Source organism: Streptomyces sp. YIM 121038 (assembly GCF_006088715.1).
Classification (GTDB): Bacteria; Actinomycetota; Actinomycetes; order Streptomycetales; family Streptomycetaceae; genus Streptomyces.
In genome coordinates, this window is sequence record NZ_CP030771.1 from 2662877 (window position 1) to 2676791 (window position 13915).

The 13915-nt window shown below is 73.0% G+C and carries 14 protein-coding genes; 8 read left to right on the forward strand and 6 right to left on the reverse strand.

Annotated features, from left to right (window positions below; genetic code table 11):
• Positions 1-34: 34 nt before the first annotated feature.
• The 3 genes from C9F11_RS11050 to C9F11_RS11060 form a co-directional block, all read right to left on the reverse strand.
• Positions 35-613 (reverse strand): TerD family protein, encoded by a 579-nt coding sequence (locus C9F11_RS11050; protein WP_138959101.1) that lies wholly within the window; start codon positions 611-613, stop codon positions 35-37.
• Between the two features lie 148 nt (positions 614-761).
• The gene (gene uvrB, locus C9F11_RS11055) at positions 762-2906 is read right to left on the reverse strand and encodes an excinuclease ABC subunit UvrB (protein WP_138959102.1); all 2145 of its coding nucleotides are present in this window, start codon (positions 2904-2906) and stop codon (positions 762-764) included.
• Between the two features lie 51 nt (positions 2907-2957).
• The gene (locus C9F11_RS11060) at positions 2958-3845 is read right to left on the reverse strand and encodes an MHYT domain-containing protein (protein ID WP_138959103.1); all 888 of its coding nucleotides are present in this window, start codon (positions 3843-3845) and stop codon (positions 2958-2960) included.
• Positions 3846-4117: 272 nt separating this feature from the next.
• Here C9F11_RS11060 and C9F11_RS11065 point away from each other — a divergent pair, with 272 nt between their 5' ends.
• The 3 genes from C9F11_RS11065 (at position 4118) to C9F11_RS11075 (ending at position 7173) form a co-directional block, all read left to right on the forward strand.
• The gene (locus C9F11_RS11065; RefSeq protein WP_138959104.1) at positions 4118-5020 is read left to right on the forward strand and encodes a glycerophosphodiester phosphodiesterase family protein; all 903 of its coding nucleotides are present in this window, start codon (positions 4118-4120) and stop codon (positions 5018-5020) included.
• 78 nt (positions 5021-5098) lie between these two features.
• On the forward strand, positions 5099-5677 hold the full coding sequence (locus tag C9F11_RS11070) for a methylated-DNA--[protein]-cysteine S-methyltransferase (protein WP_138959105.1): 579 nt from the start codon (positions 5099-5101) through the stop codon (positions 5675-5677).
• 215 nt (positions 5678-5892) lie between these two features.
• On the forward strand, positions 5893-7173 hold the full coding sequence (locus C9F11_RS11075; RefSeq protein ID WP_138966344.1) for an MFS transporter: 1281 nt from the start codon (positions 5893-5895) through the stop codon (positions 7171-7173).
• 123 nt (positions 7174-7296) lie between these two features.
• On the opposite strand, the gene C9F11_RS11080 is transcribed toward C9F11_RS11075, so the two are convergent.
• Positions 7297-7665 carry a cupin domain-containing protein gene (locus C9F11_RS11080; RefSeq protein ID WP_138959106.1) on the reverse strand — a complete coding sequence of 123 codons (369 nt, stop codon included), beginning with the start codon at positions 7663-7665 and terminating at the stop codon, positions 7297-7299.
• Positions 7666-7769: 104 nt separating this feature from the next.
• Between C9F11_RS11080 and C9F11_RS11085 the strand changes: the two genes are divergently transcribed.
• From C9F11_RS11085 to corA, 3 genes are all read left to right on the forward strand, one after another.
• A complete protein-coding gene (locus C9F11_RS11085) occupies positions 7770-8675 on the forward strand; it encodes a pseudouridine-5'-phosphate glycosidase (RefSeq protein ID WP_138959107.1) in 906 nt (301 codons plus the stop codon).
• Positions 8672-9712 carry a sugar kinase gene (locus tag C9F11_RS11090; protein WP_138959108.1) on the forward strand — a complete coding sequence of 347 codons (1041 nt, stop codon included), beginning with the start codon at positions 8672-8674 and terminating at the stop codon, positions 9710-9712. The genes C9F11_RS11085 and C9F11_RS11090 overlap by 4 nt, the downstream gene beginning before the upstream one ends.
• A gap of 101 nt (positions 9713-9813) precedes the next feature.
• Positions 9814-10968: a magnesium/cobalt transporter CorA gene (gene corA, locus C9F11_RS11095; protein WP_138959109.1), complete on the forward strand. Its 1155-nt coding sequence runs from the start codon at positions 9814-9816 to the stop codon at positions 10966-10968.
• Between the two features lie 25 nt (positions 10969-10993).
• Here corA and C9F11_RS11100 read toward each other — a convergent pair whose 3' ends face one another.
• Positions 10994-11413, reverse strand: a complete 420-nt coding sequence (locus C9F11_RS11100; protein ID WP_138959110.1) for a CBS domain-containing protein — start codon at positions 11411-11413, stop codon at positions 10994-10996.
• Positions 11414-11627: 214 nt separating this feature from the next.
• Entirely contained in the window at positions 11628-12260 is a 633-nt protein-coding gene (locus tag C9F11_RS11105) for a uridine kinase (protein ID WP_171075699.1), read from the reverse strand.
• Positions 12261-12358: 98 nt separating this feature from the next.
• On the opposite strand from C9F11_RS11105, the gene C9F11_RS11110 reads away from it, so the two are divergent.
• A complete protein-coding gene (locus C9F11_RS11110) occupies positions 12359-13051 on the forward strand; it encodes a DUF2293 domain-containing protein (protein WP_138959112.1) in 693 nt (230 codons plus the stop codon).
• 309 nt (positions 13052-13360) lie between these two features.
• Positions 13361-13840, forward strand: coding sequence for an anthrone oxygenase family protein (locus tag C9F11_RS11115; protein WP_138959113.1), 480 nt, complete (start codon positions 13361-13363; stop codon positions 13838-13840).
• The last annotated feature ends 75 nt before the right edge of the window (positions 13841-13915 follow it).

The following is a 13915-nucleotide window of genomic DNA, read 5'->3' on the forward strand; positions in this document are numbered from 1 at the left end:
TACGGACCGCCGTCCGGGGACGGCCGGGTCGGGCCTACAGGTGCGGCAGGATCGCCGGCATCAGGTCCTGGAAGGTGCGGCCGTTGGCCGGGCTGCCGAGGGCCGTCATCTGCCAGCCGGCGCCCGCGCGGTGGACCTTGGCCATGATCTGGGCGGTGTACTGGCCGCCGCCGTCCAGGGTGTAGCGGGCGAGCTCCTGGCCGTTGGTCTCGTCGACCAGGCGGCAGAAGGCGTTCTGCACCTCCTGGAACGTCTGGCCCGTGAAGGAGTTCACCGTGAAGATGATCTGGTCGATGTGGACCGGGACGCGCTGGAGGTCGACGAGGATGGCCTCGTCGTCGCCGCCCTGGCCGACGCCGCCGACCAGATTGTCCCCGGTGTGCCGCACGGAGCCGTCGTCGCTGACGAGGTGACGGAAGAACACCACGTCCACGGGCTGCTTGTCGGCGAACAGGACGGCGGACGCGTCCAGGTCGATCTCGCGCGTGCGGGTGCCGAACAGGCCGCGCCGCGGGGCGGCCTTCCAGCCGAGGCCCATGCGCACCGCGGTCAGGGCGCCCCCGTCGTTCTTCTGCAGGCTGATGGCCTGGCCCTTGGTCATGTTGACCGTCACGCGCTGTCCCCTTCTCGAACTCCCCAGGGCGGCCGCCGCCTTCTGGCAGCCGCCCCATCACCCTATGCAGCGGTGTCCGGCGCGCCGCAGCTCGGTCCGCACATTGTGTCGGTGTTGCAACACACCGCGACGTCCGGACCGTTCTCCGCTACGCCAGGCCCGCCTCCTTCATCTGCCGCAGTTCCTTCTTCATCTCCGACACCTCGTCGCGCAGCCGTGCGGCGATCTCGAACTGGAGGTCCGCGGCGGCGGCGCGCATCCGCTCGGTCATCTCCTCGATCTGCGCGGCCAGCTCGGTGGCGGGCTTGTCCGTGGGCACCTGCTTGTCCTTGGCGGACTTCTTCCCCGCCTTGGCGGGCGCCCCGGCGGCCGCCTTGCCGAGCGAGGGCACCGGGGCCTTGGCGCCCTTGCCGTCCTTCGCCTTGCGGTAGTCCGTGCCGAGGAGCTGCTCGGTGTCGACCTCCTCGCGCGCGATCGCCGACACGATGTCGTTGATCTTCTTGCGGAGGGGCTGCGGGTCGATGCCCCGCTCCTTGTTGTACGCGATCTGCTTCTCCCGGCGGCGGTTGGTCTCGTCGATGGCCTTCGCCATCGCCGGGGTGATCTTGTCGGCGTACATATGGACCTGACCGGAGACGTTGCGCGCGGCGCGGCCGATGGTCTGGATCAGCGAGGTGCCGGAGCGCAGGAAGCCCTCCTTGTCGGCGTCGAGGATCGCCACCAGGGAGACCTCGGGCAGGTCGAGGCCCTCGCGCAGGAGGTTGATGCCGACCAGGACGTCGTACTCGCCGGCCCGCAGCTCGCGCAGGAGCTCGACGCGGCGCAGGGTGTCGACGTCGCTGTGCAGATAGCGGACCTGGATGCCCAGTTCCAGGAAGTAGTCCGTGAGGTCCTCGGCCATCTTCTTGGTGAGGGTGGTGACGAGGACGCGCTCGTCCTTCTCGGTGCGCTTGCGGATCTCGTGCACCAGGTCGTCGATCTGCCCCTCGGTGGACTTGACGACGACCTCCGGGTCGACGAGTCCGGTGGGGCGGATGATCTGCTCCACGTGTCCGTCCGAGCGGGACAGCTCGTACGCGCCCGGGGTCGCCGACAGATAGACGGTCTGCCCGATGCGCTTCTGGAACTCCTCCCACTTCAGGGGGCGGTTGTCCAGTGCGGAGGGGAGCCGGAAGCCGTGGTCGACGAGGGTGCGCTTGCGGGAGGCGTCGCCCTCGTACATGGCGCCGATCTGGGGGACGGTGACGTGCGACTCGTCGAGGACGAGCAGGAAGTCGTCCGGGAAGTAGTCGAGCAGGGTGTGCGGCGGGGTGCCGGGGTCGCGGCCGTCGAAGTGCATCGAGTAGTTCTCGACGCCGGAGCAGGAGCCGATCTGGCGGAGCATCTCCAGGTCGTACGTCGTGCGCATGCGCAGGCGCTGGGCCTCCAGCATCTTGCCCTGCTTCTCCAGCTCCGCGAGGCGGTCGGCGAGCTCCTTCTCGATGCCGTCGACCGCCTTCGCCATGCGCTCGGGGCCCGCCACGTAGTGCGAGGCCGGGAAGACGTAGAGGTGGTCGTCGTCGCTGATGACCTCGCCGGTGAGCGGGTGGAGCGTGGACAGCGCCTCGATCTCGTCGCCGAACATCTCGATGCGCACGGCCAGTTCCTCGTAGACCGGGAAGATCTCGATGGTGTCGCCGCGGACGCGGAACGTGCCCCGGGTGAAGGCGAGGTCGTTGCGCGTGTACTGGATGTCGACGAAGCGGCGCAGGAGCTGGTCGCGGTCGATCTCCTCGCCGACCTTGAGCGGCACCATGCGGTCCACGTACTCCTGCGGGGTGCCGAGGCCGTAGATGCAGGAGACGGAGGCGACCACGACGACGTCGCGGCGGGTGAGCAGCGAGTTCGTCGCGGAGTGGCGCAGGCGCTCCACCTCCTCGTTGATCGAGGAGTCCTTCTCGATGTACGTGTCCGACTGCGGGACGTACGCCTCGGGCTGGTAGTAGTCGTAGTAGGAGACGAAGTACTCCACCGCGTTGTTCGGCAGGAGCTCTCGGAACTCGTTCGCCAGCTGGGCGGCCAGGGTTTTGTTCGGCGCCATGACGAGTGTCGGGCGCTGGAGCTTCTCGATCATCCACGCGGTGGTGGCCGACTTGCCGGTGCCGGTCGCGCCGAGCAGGACGACATCCTTCTCACCTGCGCGGATGCGCTTCTCCAGCTCGGCAATGGCGGCCGGCTGGTCGCCACTGGGCTGGAACGGGCTGACGACCTCGAAAGGCGCCACCGTGCGTTCGATCTTCGATACGGGCCGCATGGGATCCACCGTACGACTCCGCACTGACAATGCCGGTTCCCGTCGGCGCGCTCACCACTTCTGCGGGGCGCGCGCGCCCGGCCTGCGGCGGCTCCTGCGGCCCGGCCGCGCCGGTGACCTGCGGCCGACGTGCCCGTACTGCCTCTCGCCCGAGCGCGGCACGGGGTAGGAGGGGGTGCGCGGCCGTGCGGCGGCCTTCAGGTCGGCCTTGCCCAGCATCATCAGCGGGTCGACCATCATGACCACGCCCGCGAGCAGCAGGAAGGCCAGCGGGCCGATCATGAGGGGCGCGAGCAGCTCGGCCGACGAGCCCCCGGGCGACGGGCTCGGGGTGCTGTGCAGGTGGACGCTGACGGCGGCCATGCCGGTGTAGTGCATGCCGCTGACGGCGAGGCCCATGACCAGGCTGGCGCCGAGGCTCCACAGGAAGCCCCTGACCTGTCCGGCGGCCCACAGCGCGGCGATGGCCGCGACCACGGCGATCACCACGGAGGCGGCGACGGTGAAGGTGTTGTACTGGAGCCTGCCGCCAAGGCGCATCCCGGCCATTCCCAGGTAGTGCATCGACGCGATGCCCAAGCCCGTGATGGTGCCCCCGGTGAACAGGGCTGTCCCTTTGGCACCCCGGTAGCCGACGATGAAGATCCCGACGCCGACCATGACGATGGCGACGGCGAGGCTGGCGAACGTCGTCAGCCGGTCGTAGGTGATGGGGGTCTCCTTGACGGTGAACCCCATCATGGCGATGAAGTGCATGGTCCAGATGCCGGAGCCGATCGCGGCGGAGCCCAGGGCGAGCCAGCCCGGCCGCCAGGAGTGGGCGACGAGCAGCGTCCTCGTGGTGCAGCGCAGGCCGAGCGCCCCGCCGAGACAGGCCATGAGGTACGCGACCACGGGTGTGACGAGCCCGTAGCTGAAGCCGTCGACGGTGCCCTCCATGAGCGCTAGCCCTTCCGCCTGTCGTACGCCAATGTCCCGGAACACCCCGTCCGCCCCCGGTCGACCGCCGGGTGACGGAGCGTCGGCTGAGGCGAGGGTAGGGCCCTTCCAGGAACGTACGAACGATTTTCCGGCAAAGAAACACGGCTTCCGCGCGCGGGGTCCCCACATGGGGGGCTGGTGTTCAGCCTGTGGCCATCCTGCACCTGTCCGTAGTTGGCCGTGCACTGTCACGCTCTCGGGGTCCCCCGAGTTCTACGCGAGGAGAAGCCGTGCCCGCACGCGCAGCCGCCGCCACGACCGCCGCCCTCCTGGGGGCGGGCGCCCTGGTGCTCCCCTCCACCGCCGTCGCCGAGACACCCGCCCGGGAGACCCGCGTCCGGGCGGCCGCCGCGCACGACGAGCCGCTGGTCGTCGCCCACCGCGGGGCCTCCGCCTACGCCCCCGAGAACACCCTCGCCGCCATCGACAAGGCCGACGAGCTCGGCTTCCGCTGGGTCGAGAACGACGTGCAGCGCACCAAGGACGGCGTGCTCGTCATCGTGCACGACGACAACCTGAAGCGGACGACGAACGTCGAGGAGGTCTTCCCCGACCGCGCCCCCTGGAAGGTCAAGGACTTCACCGCCAAGGAGATCGCGAAGCTCGACGCGGGCAGCTGGTTCAGCGCCAAGTACAAGGGCGCGCGCGTGCCGACCCTCACGCAGTACATGAACCGCCTCACGGAGAACGGCCAGCGGCTCGTCCTGGAGATCAAGAAGCCGGAGCTGTACCCCGGCATCGAGCGCGAGACCCTGCGGGTGCTGCGCGAGACGGGTTGGCTCGACCGCCACCACGTGAAGCACGAGCTGGTCGTCCAGAGCTTCAGCGCGGACAGCGTCCGGCAGGTGCACGCGCAGCGCCCGGACGTCAAGACCGGCTTCCTGGGGACGCCCGCCGTCGCCGAGCTGCCGACGTACGCGCGGTTCGCCGACCAGATCAACTCCACGCACACGTCCATCTCCGACGACTACGTGGGCGAGATCCAGGACCTCAAGGGCCCGCACGGCAAGCCGCTGGAGATCTTCACGTGGACCGTCGACGAGGCCGCGGCCGCGCGCCGGGTCGCGGACTTCGGGGTGAACGGCATCATCACCAACAAGCCCGACGTGGTGCGCGCGGCGCTCCGCGACTGACCGGCACGCCCGGCCGGTGCCGCCCGGAGCGGCACCGGCCGGGCGGCGTTGTCAGTGCCCGGCCGTACGGTGGTGTCCATGAACGCCACGGGGCACACCCAGCAGGAGCAGCGGCAGGACGGACGGCCGGGCCCGGTCTGGGCCGTCGTCGCCAGCGACATCGGCCCGCTGCTGCTCGCCGCGACGGGGACCGGCCTGGTCAACGTCGTCTTCCACGCCGACGACGACGTGCGGGACAAGGCCCTCGACCGGCTCGGCTCCCGGCTCGGCGCCGAGCCGGTCGAGGCGCCCTCCTCCCCGCTGCTCGCAGAGCCCATACGCCAGCTGGACGCCTATTTCGCCGGTCGGCGGCGCGACTTCGAGCTGCTACTGGACTGGTCGCTGATCTCCGGCTTCAACCGGCAGGTGCTGCGCGAGCTGGCGGCGGGCGTCCCGTACGGGGCGGTCGTGGGCTACGGAGACCTCGCCCGCCGCGTCGGCCAGCCCGGAGCGGCCCAGGCCGTGGGCATGGCGATGGGCTCCAACCCGCTGCCGGTCGTGGTGCCCTGCCACCGCGTGGTCGAGAGCGACGGCGGCATCGGAGGCTTCGGCGGCGGCCTGGAGACCAAGCGACGGCTGCTGGCCCTGGAGGGCGTCCTGCCCGAGCCACTGTTCTGAGGCCGGGCGGGCGACCGAGCCGCTGTGCTGAGGCCGGGCAGGCGACCGAGCCGACGGGACGAGCCGTGTCGGCGGGTCCGTGCCTGCTGACACACTGCGCGCGTGACCACATCCTCCATATCCCCGTGTCCCCCGTCCCTCCGGAGATGTGTGCCGCGCCCGGCACAGCAGCCGCGTACCGGCACCCCGTCGGCCACGGCCCCGGCGGGCGAGCGATGACCGCGACCGAGCGGGCGGCCGTCGGCCCCGTCGACGTGGCGGACCTGCCCGCCCTGCGCCGCCGTGTCGCCGCGGTCCTGGTCACCAGCCAGATCCTCGGCGGGCTCGGCATCGCCACCGGCGTCGCGCTCGCCGCCGTGCTCGCCAAGGAGGTCAGCGGCACCGAGTCGCTGTCCGGCCTCGCGCCCACCGCGACCGTCGCGGGGACCGCCCTCCTCTCGGTGCCGCTGGCCTCGCTGATGACGGCACGGGGCCGCCGTGCCGGTCTCGTACTGGCGTACCTGATCGGCGCGTTGGGTGCCGCGGTCGTCGTCGTGGCCGCGGCCGTCGAGAGCTTTCCGCTGCTCCTCGTGGGCATGGCCGCCTTCGGCGCGGCCTCCGCGGCGAACCTCCAGGCGCGGTTCGCGGCCGCCGACCTGGCCGAGCCGAGCACCAGGGCCCGAGCCATCTCGAACGTCGTGTGGGCCACGACGATCGGCGCGGTGATCGGCCCCAACCTCGCCGCGCCAGCGGGGCACAGCGTGTCCGCGCTCGGCATCCCCAAGGCCTCGGGGGCGTTCGTGTGGGCGGCCGGGGTGTTCCTGATCTCGGCGGTCGTCGTGGCCGTGCTGCTGCGCCCGGACCCGCTCCTGACCGCGCGCGCCCTGGATCCCGACACGGACACCACGAAGGCGAGCGGGGGGCTGCGGGCCGGCGTCGCCGCCGTCGCCGCCTCGGGGCGGGCCCGGCTCGCCCTGGCGACGCTCGTCATCGCGCACACCGCGATGGTCTCGATCATGTCGATGACACCGGTCGACCTCGGCCACCACGGGGCGAGCATCGATCTGATCGGCCTGGTGATCAGCGGGCACATCGCGGGCATGTACGCGTTCTCACCGGTGATGGGGCGGCTCGCGGACCGGCTCGGGCGGCTCAGCGTCATCGGCCTGTGCGTGGGGCTGCTCGCCGTCTCCGCGCTGCTCGCGGGCACCGCGGGCGGCAACCACGCGCAGACCGCGGCGGGCCTGTTCCTGCTCGGCCTCGGCTGGTCGGCGGGCCTGGTGTCCGGCTCCGCGCTGCTCACCGACTCCGTGCCACCCGCCGCGCGCGCCGCCGCGCAGGGCCTGTCGGACCTGACGATGAACGCGGCGGCGGGCGTCGGCGGCGCGGTCGCGGGACTCGTGGTCGCGCGGGCGAGCTACGGCTGGCTGAACCTCGCGGCGGCGCTCCTGCTCCTGCCGCTGGCGGCCCTCGCCCTGTTCGGCCGCGGGGCACGGGCGGCCGAGCCCACGGCGTGAAGCCGGGGCCGCCGACAGCGTGCGGCGCCCCGGTCTCCGCGCGGCGGACGCGCCGCCGCCGGACGGGCCCGGCAGCCCGGCGCGATCAGGCACTGGAGCCGGTGGCCGGCTAGCGGACGGGCCCTAGTCGCCCAGCGTGATGTGGTACGCCTTGCGCAGCGTCTCGTGGACGGTCCACGTCGTGCGGTCGCCCTCGCGCAGGAAGGCCGCGTCGCCGGGGCCGACCTCGATGACGTCGCCGCCCTCCACCTCGATGGTGGCGCGCCCGCTGACCACCACGAACAGTTCGTCGGCCTCGGTGTCGGTCACCACGCCCGGCGTGATCTGCCAGATGCCGCGCAGCTGCTTGCCGTCGGCGGACTCCCACAGGACCTTGCCGGTGACCACCGGGGTGCCGGAGACGATCTGCTCCGGGTCCAGCGGCTCCTCCTCCAGGTCGACGTCCGGGATGTGCACGGCAAATGAGGCAACGCTCTGATCATTCGTGGTCATGGCCGGTCACCCTAATGGGTTTGCCGCGGCACACCGCCCGCCAGGGATGAACCCAGGGGGTGACCCCGGGAGCGAAGGCGACCCGACTGGCAGGAGGCAGACCCGTGTTGGTGGTGTCCGACGAGGTACAGACGGCTCTCGCAGGACGGCGGCCGGTCGTGGCCCTGGAGTCCACGATCATCGCGCACGGCCTGCCGCGCCCGCGCAACCTGCGCGTGGCGCTCGAACTGGAAGCGGCCGTGCGCGAGGAGGGCGCCGTCCCCGCGACGATCGCCGTCCTGGACGGCCGCCCCCGTGTCGGTCTCGACAAGGAGCAGCTGGAACGGGTCGCCGGGCAGGACGACATCCGGAAGCTGGGCCACCGCGATCTGCCCCTGGCCGTCGCCACGGGCGCCTGCGGGGCCACGACGGTGTCGGCGACCGCGCTGCTCGCCGCCCGCGCGGGCCTGCGGGTGTTCGCCACGGGCGGGCTCGGCGGGGTGCACCGGGAGTGGACGGCGACCCAGGACGAGTCCGCCGACCTCGGGCTGCTCGCGCGCACCCGGATCACGGTGGTGTGCGCGGGGGTGAAGTCGATCCTGGACGTGGCGGCCACGCTGCAGCGCCTGGAGACGCTGGGCGTCGCGGTCGCCGGGTACCGGACGGGGCGCTTCCCCGGCTTCTACCTCGCCGACTCCGGGCACCCCGTGGACTGGACGCTGCGTACGCCGGACGAGGTGGCGGGGGTGATGCGGGCGCAGGACGCGCTGGCCGGGCCGGAGTCGGCGCTCGTCGTGGCGAACCCCGTGCCCCAGGAGGAGCAGCTCGATCCCGCGCTCCACGCGCGCGTACTCGATCAGGCGCTACGGGAGTGCGACGCGCGGGGCGTGACGGGTCAGGCCGTGACGCCGTTCCTCCTCGACCACCTGGTACGGCACACCGAAGGGGCCTCCCTGGAGGCGAACTTGGCGGCCGTACGGGGCAACGTACGGCTGGCGGCGCGGATCGCGGCCGCGTGGGCCGAGGGATGACGGGCGGGGGCCACCCCCAGGGCCTGCTGGTCGTCGGGGACGTCGTCACGGACATCGTCGCCCGGCATCGCACTGCCTTGACGCCCGGCACCGACACGGAGGCCGCGATCCGTACGGTGCCGGGTGGCGCGGGCGCCAACGTCGCGTGCTGGGCCGCCTGTTGGGGGCACCGGGACGTGCGCTTCCTGGGGCGCGTGGGCGCCGACGCGGCGGCCTGGCACGAGGAGAACCTGACCAGGGCGGCCGTCCTCCCCCATCTCGTCGTCGACCCCGACGCCCCCACGGGCACCGTGATCAGCCTGGTCGACGCGGGCGGCGGCACCGCGGAGCGGACCTTCCTCACGGACAGCGGGGCGTCACTTCGCCTGGCCCCCGCCGACTGGGCGCCGGAGCTGCTCGACGGCGTGGGCTGGCTGCATCTGTCCGGCTACCTGTTCTTCGCCGACGCCAGCCGGGCGGCCGCGCGGGCGGCGCTCGGCGCGGCGCGGGCACGCGGGGTGACGGTGAGCGTGGACCCCGCGTCGGCGGGCTTCCTGGCGCGGCACGGCCCGGACCGCTTCCTGGCGTGGTGCGGCAGCGTGGACGTGCTGCTGCCGAGCAGGGACGAGGCGGAGCTGCTCACGGGCCTGCCGCGGGGGGCGGACGCGGCGCGGGCCCTGAGCCGCCGCTTCCCCACGGTGGTGGTCAAGTCGGGCCGTGCGGGCGCGCTGGCCGCGCGGGACGGCGAGGTGCGGGTGCGCGTGCCCGCGGAACGGGTGGAGGCCCGGGACTCCACGGGCGCGGGCGACGCGTTCACCGGCGCGTTCATCGCCTCGCGGCTCGCGGGCGCGAAGCTGTGCGACGCGGTGGCCGAGGGCTGCGGGGCCGGGGCGCGGGCGGTGTCGCGGGTGGGGGCGCGGCCCGCACTCCCGCCCGGGGCGCGGCCGGCATCCCCTCCCGGGGCCAGACCCGCTCCCCCGCCCGGGGCCAGGCCCACCTCCCCGCCCGGGGCGCGGCCCGCGCCGAAGGTTTCGCGGCACGGCGGTGGGCAGGCGTAACGGCGACGACCCGGACCGGAATCCTCCGATCCCCCAGGCCCGAACGCGGTGCGGGCCGGACTGGCAGACTTGTCCCTCAAGTCCAGCGCGAGGAGCCGCACATGTCGATGGGGAGCAACTTGCGGAAGGTGAGCAGCCTCCGCAAGGTCGGGAACCTGAGGAGCGTCCGCGGCCTGCAGAAGGTGGCCCGCCTGACCCGGCGCGGCCCGCGCGTCGATCTGAGTCACCCCGCGCGCTCCCCCCTGGGCTCCTCGGTCGTGAAGTGCGTGACGTACAGAAAGGGGGTGCGGCAGACCGCGGCGCGCGACGGTGACCTCGTCGAGGCCGTGGCCCAGGTCCGCAAGGACGACGACGGCTTCGTCTGGCTCGGTCTGCACGAGCCCACGGAGCGGGAGTTCGCCGGCATCGCCGAGCTGTTCGGCCTGCATCCGCTGGCGGTCGAGGACGCGGTCCACGCCCATCAGCGGCCGAAGGTCGAGCGCTATGACCAGACGCTGTTCGCCGTGTTCAAGACCGTCTGCTACGTCGAGCACGCCGAACTGACCGCGACCAGCGAGGTGGTGGACACCGGCGAGATCATGGTCTTCGTCGGCCGCGAGTTCGTGATCACCGTGCGGCACGGCAGGCACGGCTCCCTCGGCCCGCTGCGCGAACAGCTGGAGGCCACGCCCGAGCAGCTCGCGCAGGGCCCGGCCGCGGTGCTGCACGCGATCGCGGACCAGGTCGTCGACGACTACCTCGACGTGACGGAGGCGGTGCAGGAGGACATCGACGCGGTCGAGTCGGAGGTCTTCTCCGCCACCGGGGCGCGCACGGCCGACCCCGGCCGCATCTATCAGCTCAAGCGGGAACTGCTGGAGCTGAAGCGGGCGGTGGTGCCCCTCGGCCGCCCCCTCCAGGTGCTCGCCACCCAGCCGATCCGTGTCATCGCCCCTGAGATACAGGCGTACTTCCGCGACGTGGACGACCACCTCAAGCGGGTCGCCGAGCAGATAGCCGCCTTCGACGAACTCCTCAACTCCATCCTCCAGGCCCACCTCGCCCAGGTGACGGTCGCGCAGAACGACGCCACCCGGAAGATCACGGCATGGGCCGCCATAGTGGCCGTCCCGACGATGATCTGCGGCATCTACGGCATGAACTTCGACCACATGCCCGAGCTGCACTGGCGGTTCGGCTACGCGCTCGTCATGGGGGTGATCGCCACGGGGTGCGTCGTGCTGTACCGGGGCTTCCGGCGCAACGGCTGGCTGTGAGGCGCCGCCCGCGGGGAGGGAGACGTCACCCCTTGGCGTAGACGCTCTCGCACCAGGCCGCGAGCTGCTCCTCCGTCAGGTGCTTGGCGAGGTCGGCCTCGCTGATCATCCCGACGAGGCGCTTGTCCTCGATCACCGGGAGCCTGCGGATCTGGTGGCCCTGCATCTCCTCCAGGACGGCGTCGACGCCGGCGTCCGAGGCGATCCAGCGCGGAGTGCCCTGGGCGAGTTCGCCCGCGGTGACCTTGGCCGGGTCGTGGCCCATCGCCACGCAGCGGACGACGATGTCGCGATCGGTGAGGATGCCGCACAGCCGCTCGTTCTCGTCGCTGATGGGCAGGGCGCCCACGTCCAGCTGGCGCATCAGCTGCGCGGCGCGGTCCAGGGTCTCGTGGGCGGGGATCCACTGGGCCCCGCGGTGCATGATGTCTGCGGCGGTGGTCATGACGTACCTCCCGATGCCGGACGACCGGCGCGGCGCGGCGCGGGGGCACCGCTGGTACCGACGGCCTCGTTCAGCCCCGACGACCTCATTGTCACCGCCGCGCCGGACGGCTGCACCCGCAGCCGGTCAGCACCCGACGGCCGCGCCGGGGCGGAGCGGGGCGGGGCGGCACCAGGGCGGGGGCGGCACCACCGCGGGTCGGTGCCGCGGCGGGTCAGCCGTTCCACGCCGGATGCCGGGGGTCGTCGGCCCGTACGGTCACGTCGGCGGCGGCCGTGGGGTCGCGCTCGGCCTCGTAGCGCTCGAAGGCCGGGAGCGTCCACCGTTCCTCGGGGGCCGTGCGCCGGTGCAGGGCGCCCGGGGAGAGCCGTACGTGCACCGTCAGATCGAAGGGGAACCAATGACCGAGCAGCAGGGGGCCGTGCAGCAACAGCAGCCCTCCCGGCGGGAGCTGGACGTACGGGCTGCGCGTGGCACGGTCGGCGGCGGGGTCCCACAGGTCGGGCAGGATCCGGCCGGTGCCGCCGGGGTCCAGCGGCCCGAAGACCTCGCGCCAGAGGGCACCCGTGTCGAACCAGCCGCTGTAGTAGGCCTCGACGTCCTCGTGGCCGTACTCGAACCGCAGCGAGGCGGACCGCAGGAACCCCTGGGTGCCGACGACGAGCGCGGACCGCCCGCGCACGCGCAGCGCGTCGGCGACCCGCTCGGCGAGGTCACCGGGCCGGGCCGCGGGAGCGCCGTCGAAGGCGACGCGCGGCCAGTCGCCGCCGTCCGCGGGCGCCAGCTCCAGGAGCCGGTCGGCGAGGGCGTCGGTGAGCCGTTCCCAGGTGATCGCTTCGAGTCGCACGGGGCCATGATGCCCGCACGCCACGGGCGCGCGGCGGTGCGGGTGGGCACGGGGGCGCGGGCGGCGTGCGGCACGGCGCCGGGCGGGAAGATACCCGTATGGCGCTCCCCCGCTCCCCATCTCCCGCCGCCGATGGCCGCCTTGTCGTCTTCCAGCCGCTCAAGCACAAGCGCTGCGCGGAGTGCGGGGCCGGGCCGTTGGCGCTGCTCGCCCTGGAGGAGGGCAGGCCGCGGTGTCTGGACTGCGCCGACCTCGGGCACCTCGTGTATCTCCCGCGCGGGGACACCGCGCTCACCAGGCGGTCGCGGGAAGGCAGCGCGCTGTGGGCGGTGGTGGTCCGCTTCAACCGGCGCAAGAGCCGGTACGAGCGCCAGGGCGTCCTGGTCGAGGAGGCGGCGCTCGCGCTGGCCGAGCGGCGGTGTCTGGCCGACGCGGAGGCCAGGGCGCGGCGGCGCGCGCGGGACGCCGTGCGACGGGCGGCGGGGGACGAGCGGTTCGCGGCGGCGTTCGCCGAGGAGATCCTGCGGCTCTTTCCCCGGTGCCCGCCGGAGCGGGCCCGGCGGATCGCCGCGCACGCCTCGGTGCGCGGCAGCGGCCGGGTGGGCCGCAGCGCGGCGGGGCGGGCCCTCACCCCGCGCGCGGTGACGGCGGCCGTGATCGCGGCGGTGCGCCACACGGAGACGGAGTACGACGCCCTGCTGATGCGGGGCGTCCCCCGGGGCGAGGCCAGGCGCCGTATCGCGCGCGGGGTCGAGGAGGCGCTGCGCGCGTGGGGGCACCGGACGGGCTGAGGGGCACCCACACACAGGCGCCGCCCAAGTCACCCCCACAGGCACCCTCGTAGGCACTCCCAAAGACCCCCTCGCAGGCACCCTCGCCGAGGTGGGAAGGGGCGGCGCGCGCCGGTGTCGAGACGGTGGCGCATGGAGGTGCGGGAACGGCGTATGGCCGGGGGCGCGTCGTGGCATTTGACTTGTCGTAGACACACCACACCGTGCAGGATCTTGCGCGGCGCGCCGACCGTCCCCAGGCCCGGTCCCCCGTGGGAAAGCACCCCGCGAGCCGATCGTCCAGAGGCCGGACCCACTCAGGGAGTTGCCATGATCGAGGGACCCTACTTCGTGCTCACCGTCCTCGGGGCGATCTCCTGCGGCCTGGTCGCGGGGGTCTTCATCGGCTTCTCCACGTTCGTGATGAAGGGGCTCGCGGCGCTGCCCCCGGCCCAGGGCATCGCCGCGATGAACGCGATCAACGTCACGGCGGTCACTCCGGCGTTCATGGCCGTGTTCATGGGGGCGACGGGCCTGTGCGCGGTGCTTGCCGTGGTCACGTTCGTGCTGTGGCCGGACGACGGCAGGGTGGAGCTGCTGCTCGGCTGCGCGCTGTATCTCGTGGGCTGCTTCGGCGTCACCGTGGCGGCGAACGTGCCGCGCAACGACGCGCTGGCGAAGGTCGACGCGACCTCGGAGCGCGGGGCCGCGTACTGGCGCACGTATGTGGCGGAGTGGACGATGTGGAACCACGTGCGGACCGCGGCGGCCACCGCTGCCTCGGCGGCCTTCGTCCTGGGCCTGACCTGACAGGACCGCGCCGCCGACCCCACCGGCCCGCATCCACCGGCCCTGCTGTCCGGCCTGGTCAGCGCCGCGCGGCCG

What these genes read in the sequence shown, in the direction of transcription:
- corA (WP_138959109.1), top strand. Translation starts at nt 9,814, where the DNA reads ATGTCGATGGGGAGCAACTTGCGGAAGGTGAGCAGCCTCCGCAAGGTC.
- C9F11_RS11080 (WP_138959106.1), bottom strand. Translation starts at nt 7,665, where the DNA reads ATGACCACGAATGATCAGAGCGTTGCCTCATTTGCCGTGCACATCCCG.
- C9F11_RS11075 (WP_138966344.1), top strand. Translation starts at nt 5,893, where the DNA reads ATGACCGCGACCGAGCGGGCGGCCGTCGGCCCCGTCGACGTGGCGGAC.
- C9F11_RS11070 (WP_138959105.1), top strand. Translation starts at nt 5,099, where the DNA reads ATGAACGCCACGGGGCACACCCAGCAGGAGCAGCGGCAGGACGGACGG.
- C9F11_RS11110 (WP_138959112.1), top strand. Translation starts at nt 12,359, where the DNA reads ATGGCGCTCCCCCGCTCCCCATCTCCCGCCGCCGATGGCCGCCTTGTC.
- C9F11_RS11060 (WP_138959103.1), bottom strand. Translation starts at nt 3,845, where the DNA reads ATGGAGGGCACCGTCGACGGCTTCAGCTACGGGCTCGTCACACCCGTG.
- C9F11_RS11100 (WP_138959110.1), bottom strand. Translation starts at nt 11,413, where the DNA reads ATGACCACCGCCGCAGACATCATGCACCGCGGGGCCCAGTGGATCCCC.
- C9F11_RS11115 (WP_138959113.1), top strand. Translation starts at nt 13,361, where the DNA reads ATGATCGAGGGACCCTACTTCGTGCTCACCGTCCTCGGGGCGATCTCC.
- C9F11_RS11090 (WP_138959108.1), top strand. Translation starts at nt 8,672, where the DNA reads ATGACGGGCGGGGGCCACCCCCAGGGCCTGCTGGTCGTCGGGGACGTC.
- uvrB (WP_138959102.1), bottom strand. Translation starts at nt 2,906, where the DNA reads ATGCGGCCCGTATCGAAGATCGAACGCACGGTGGCGCCTTTCGAGGTC.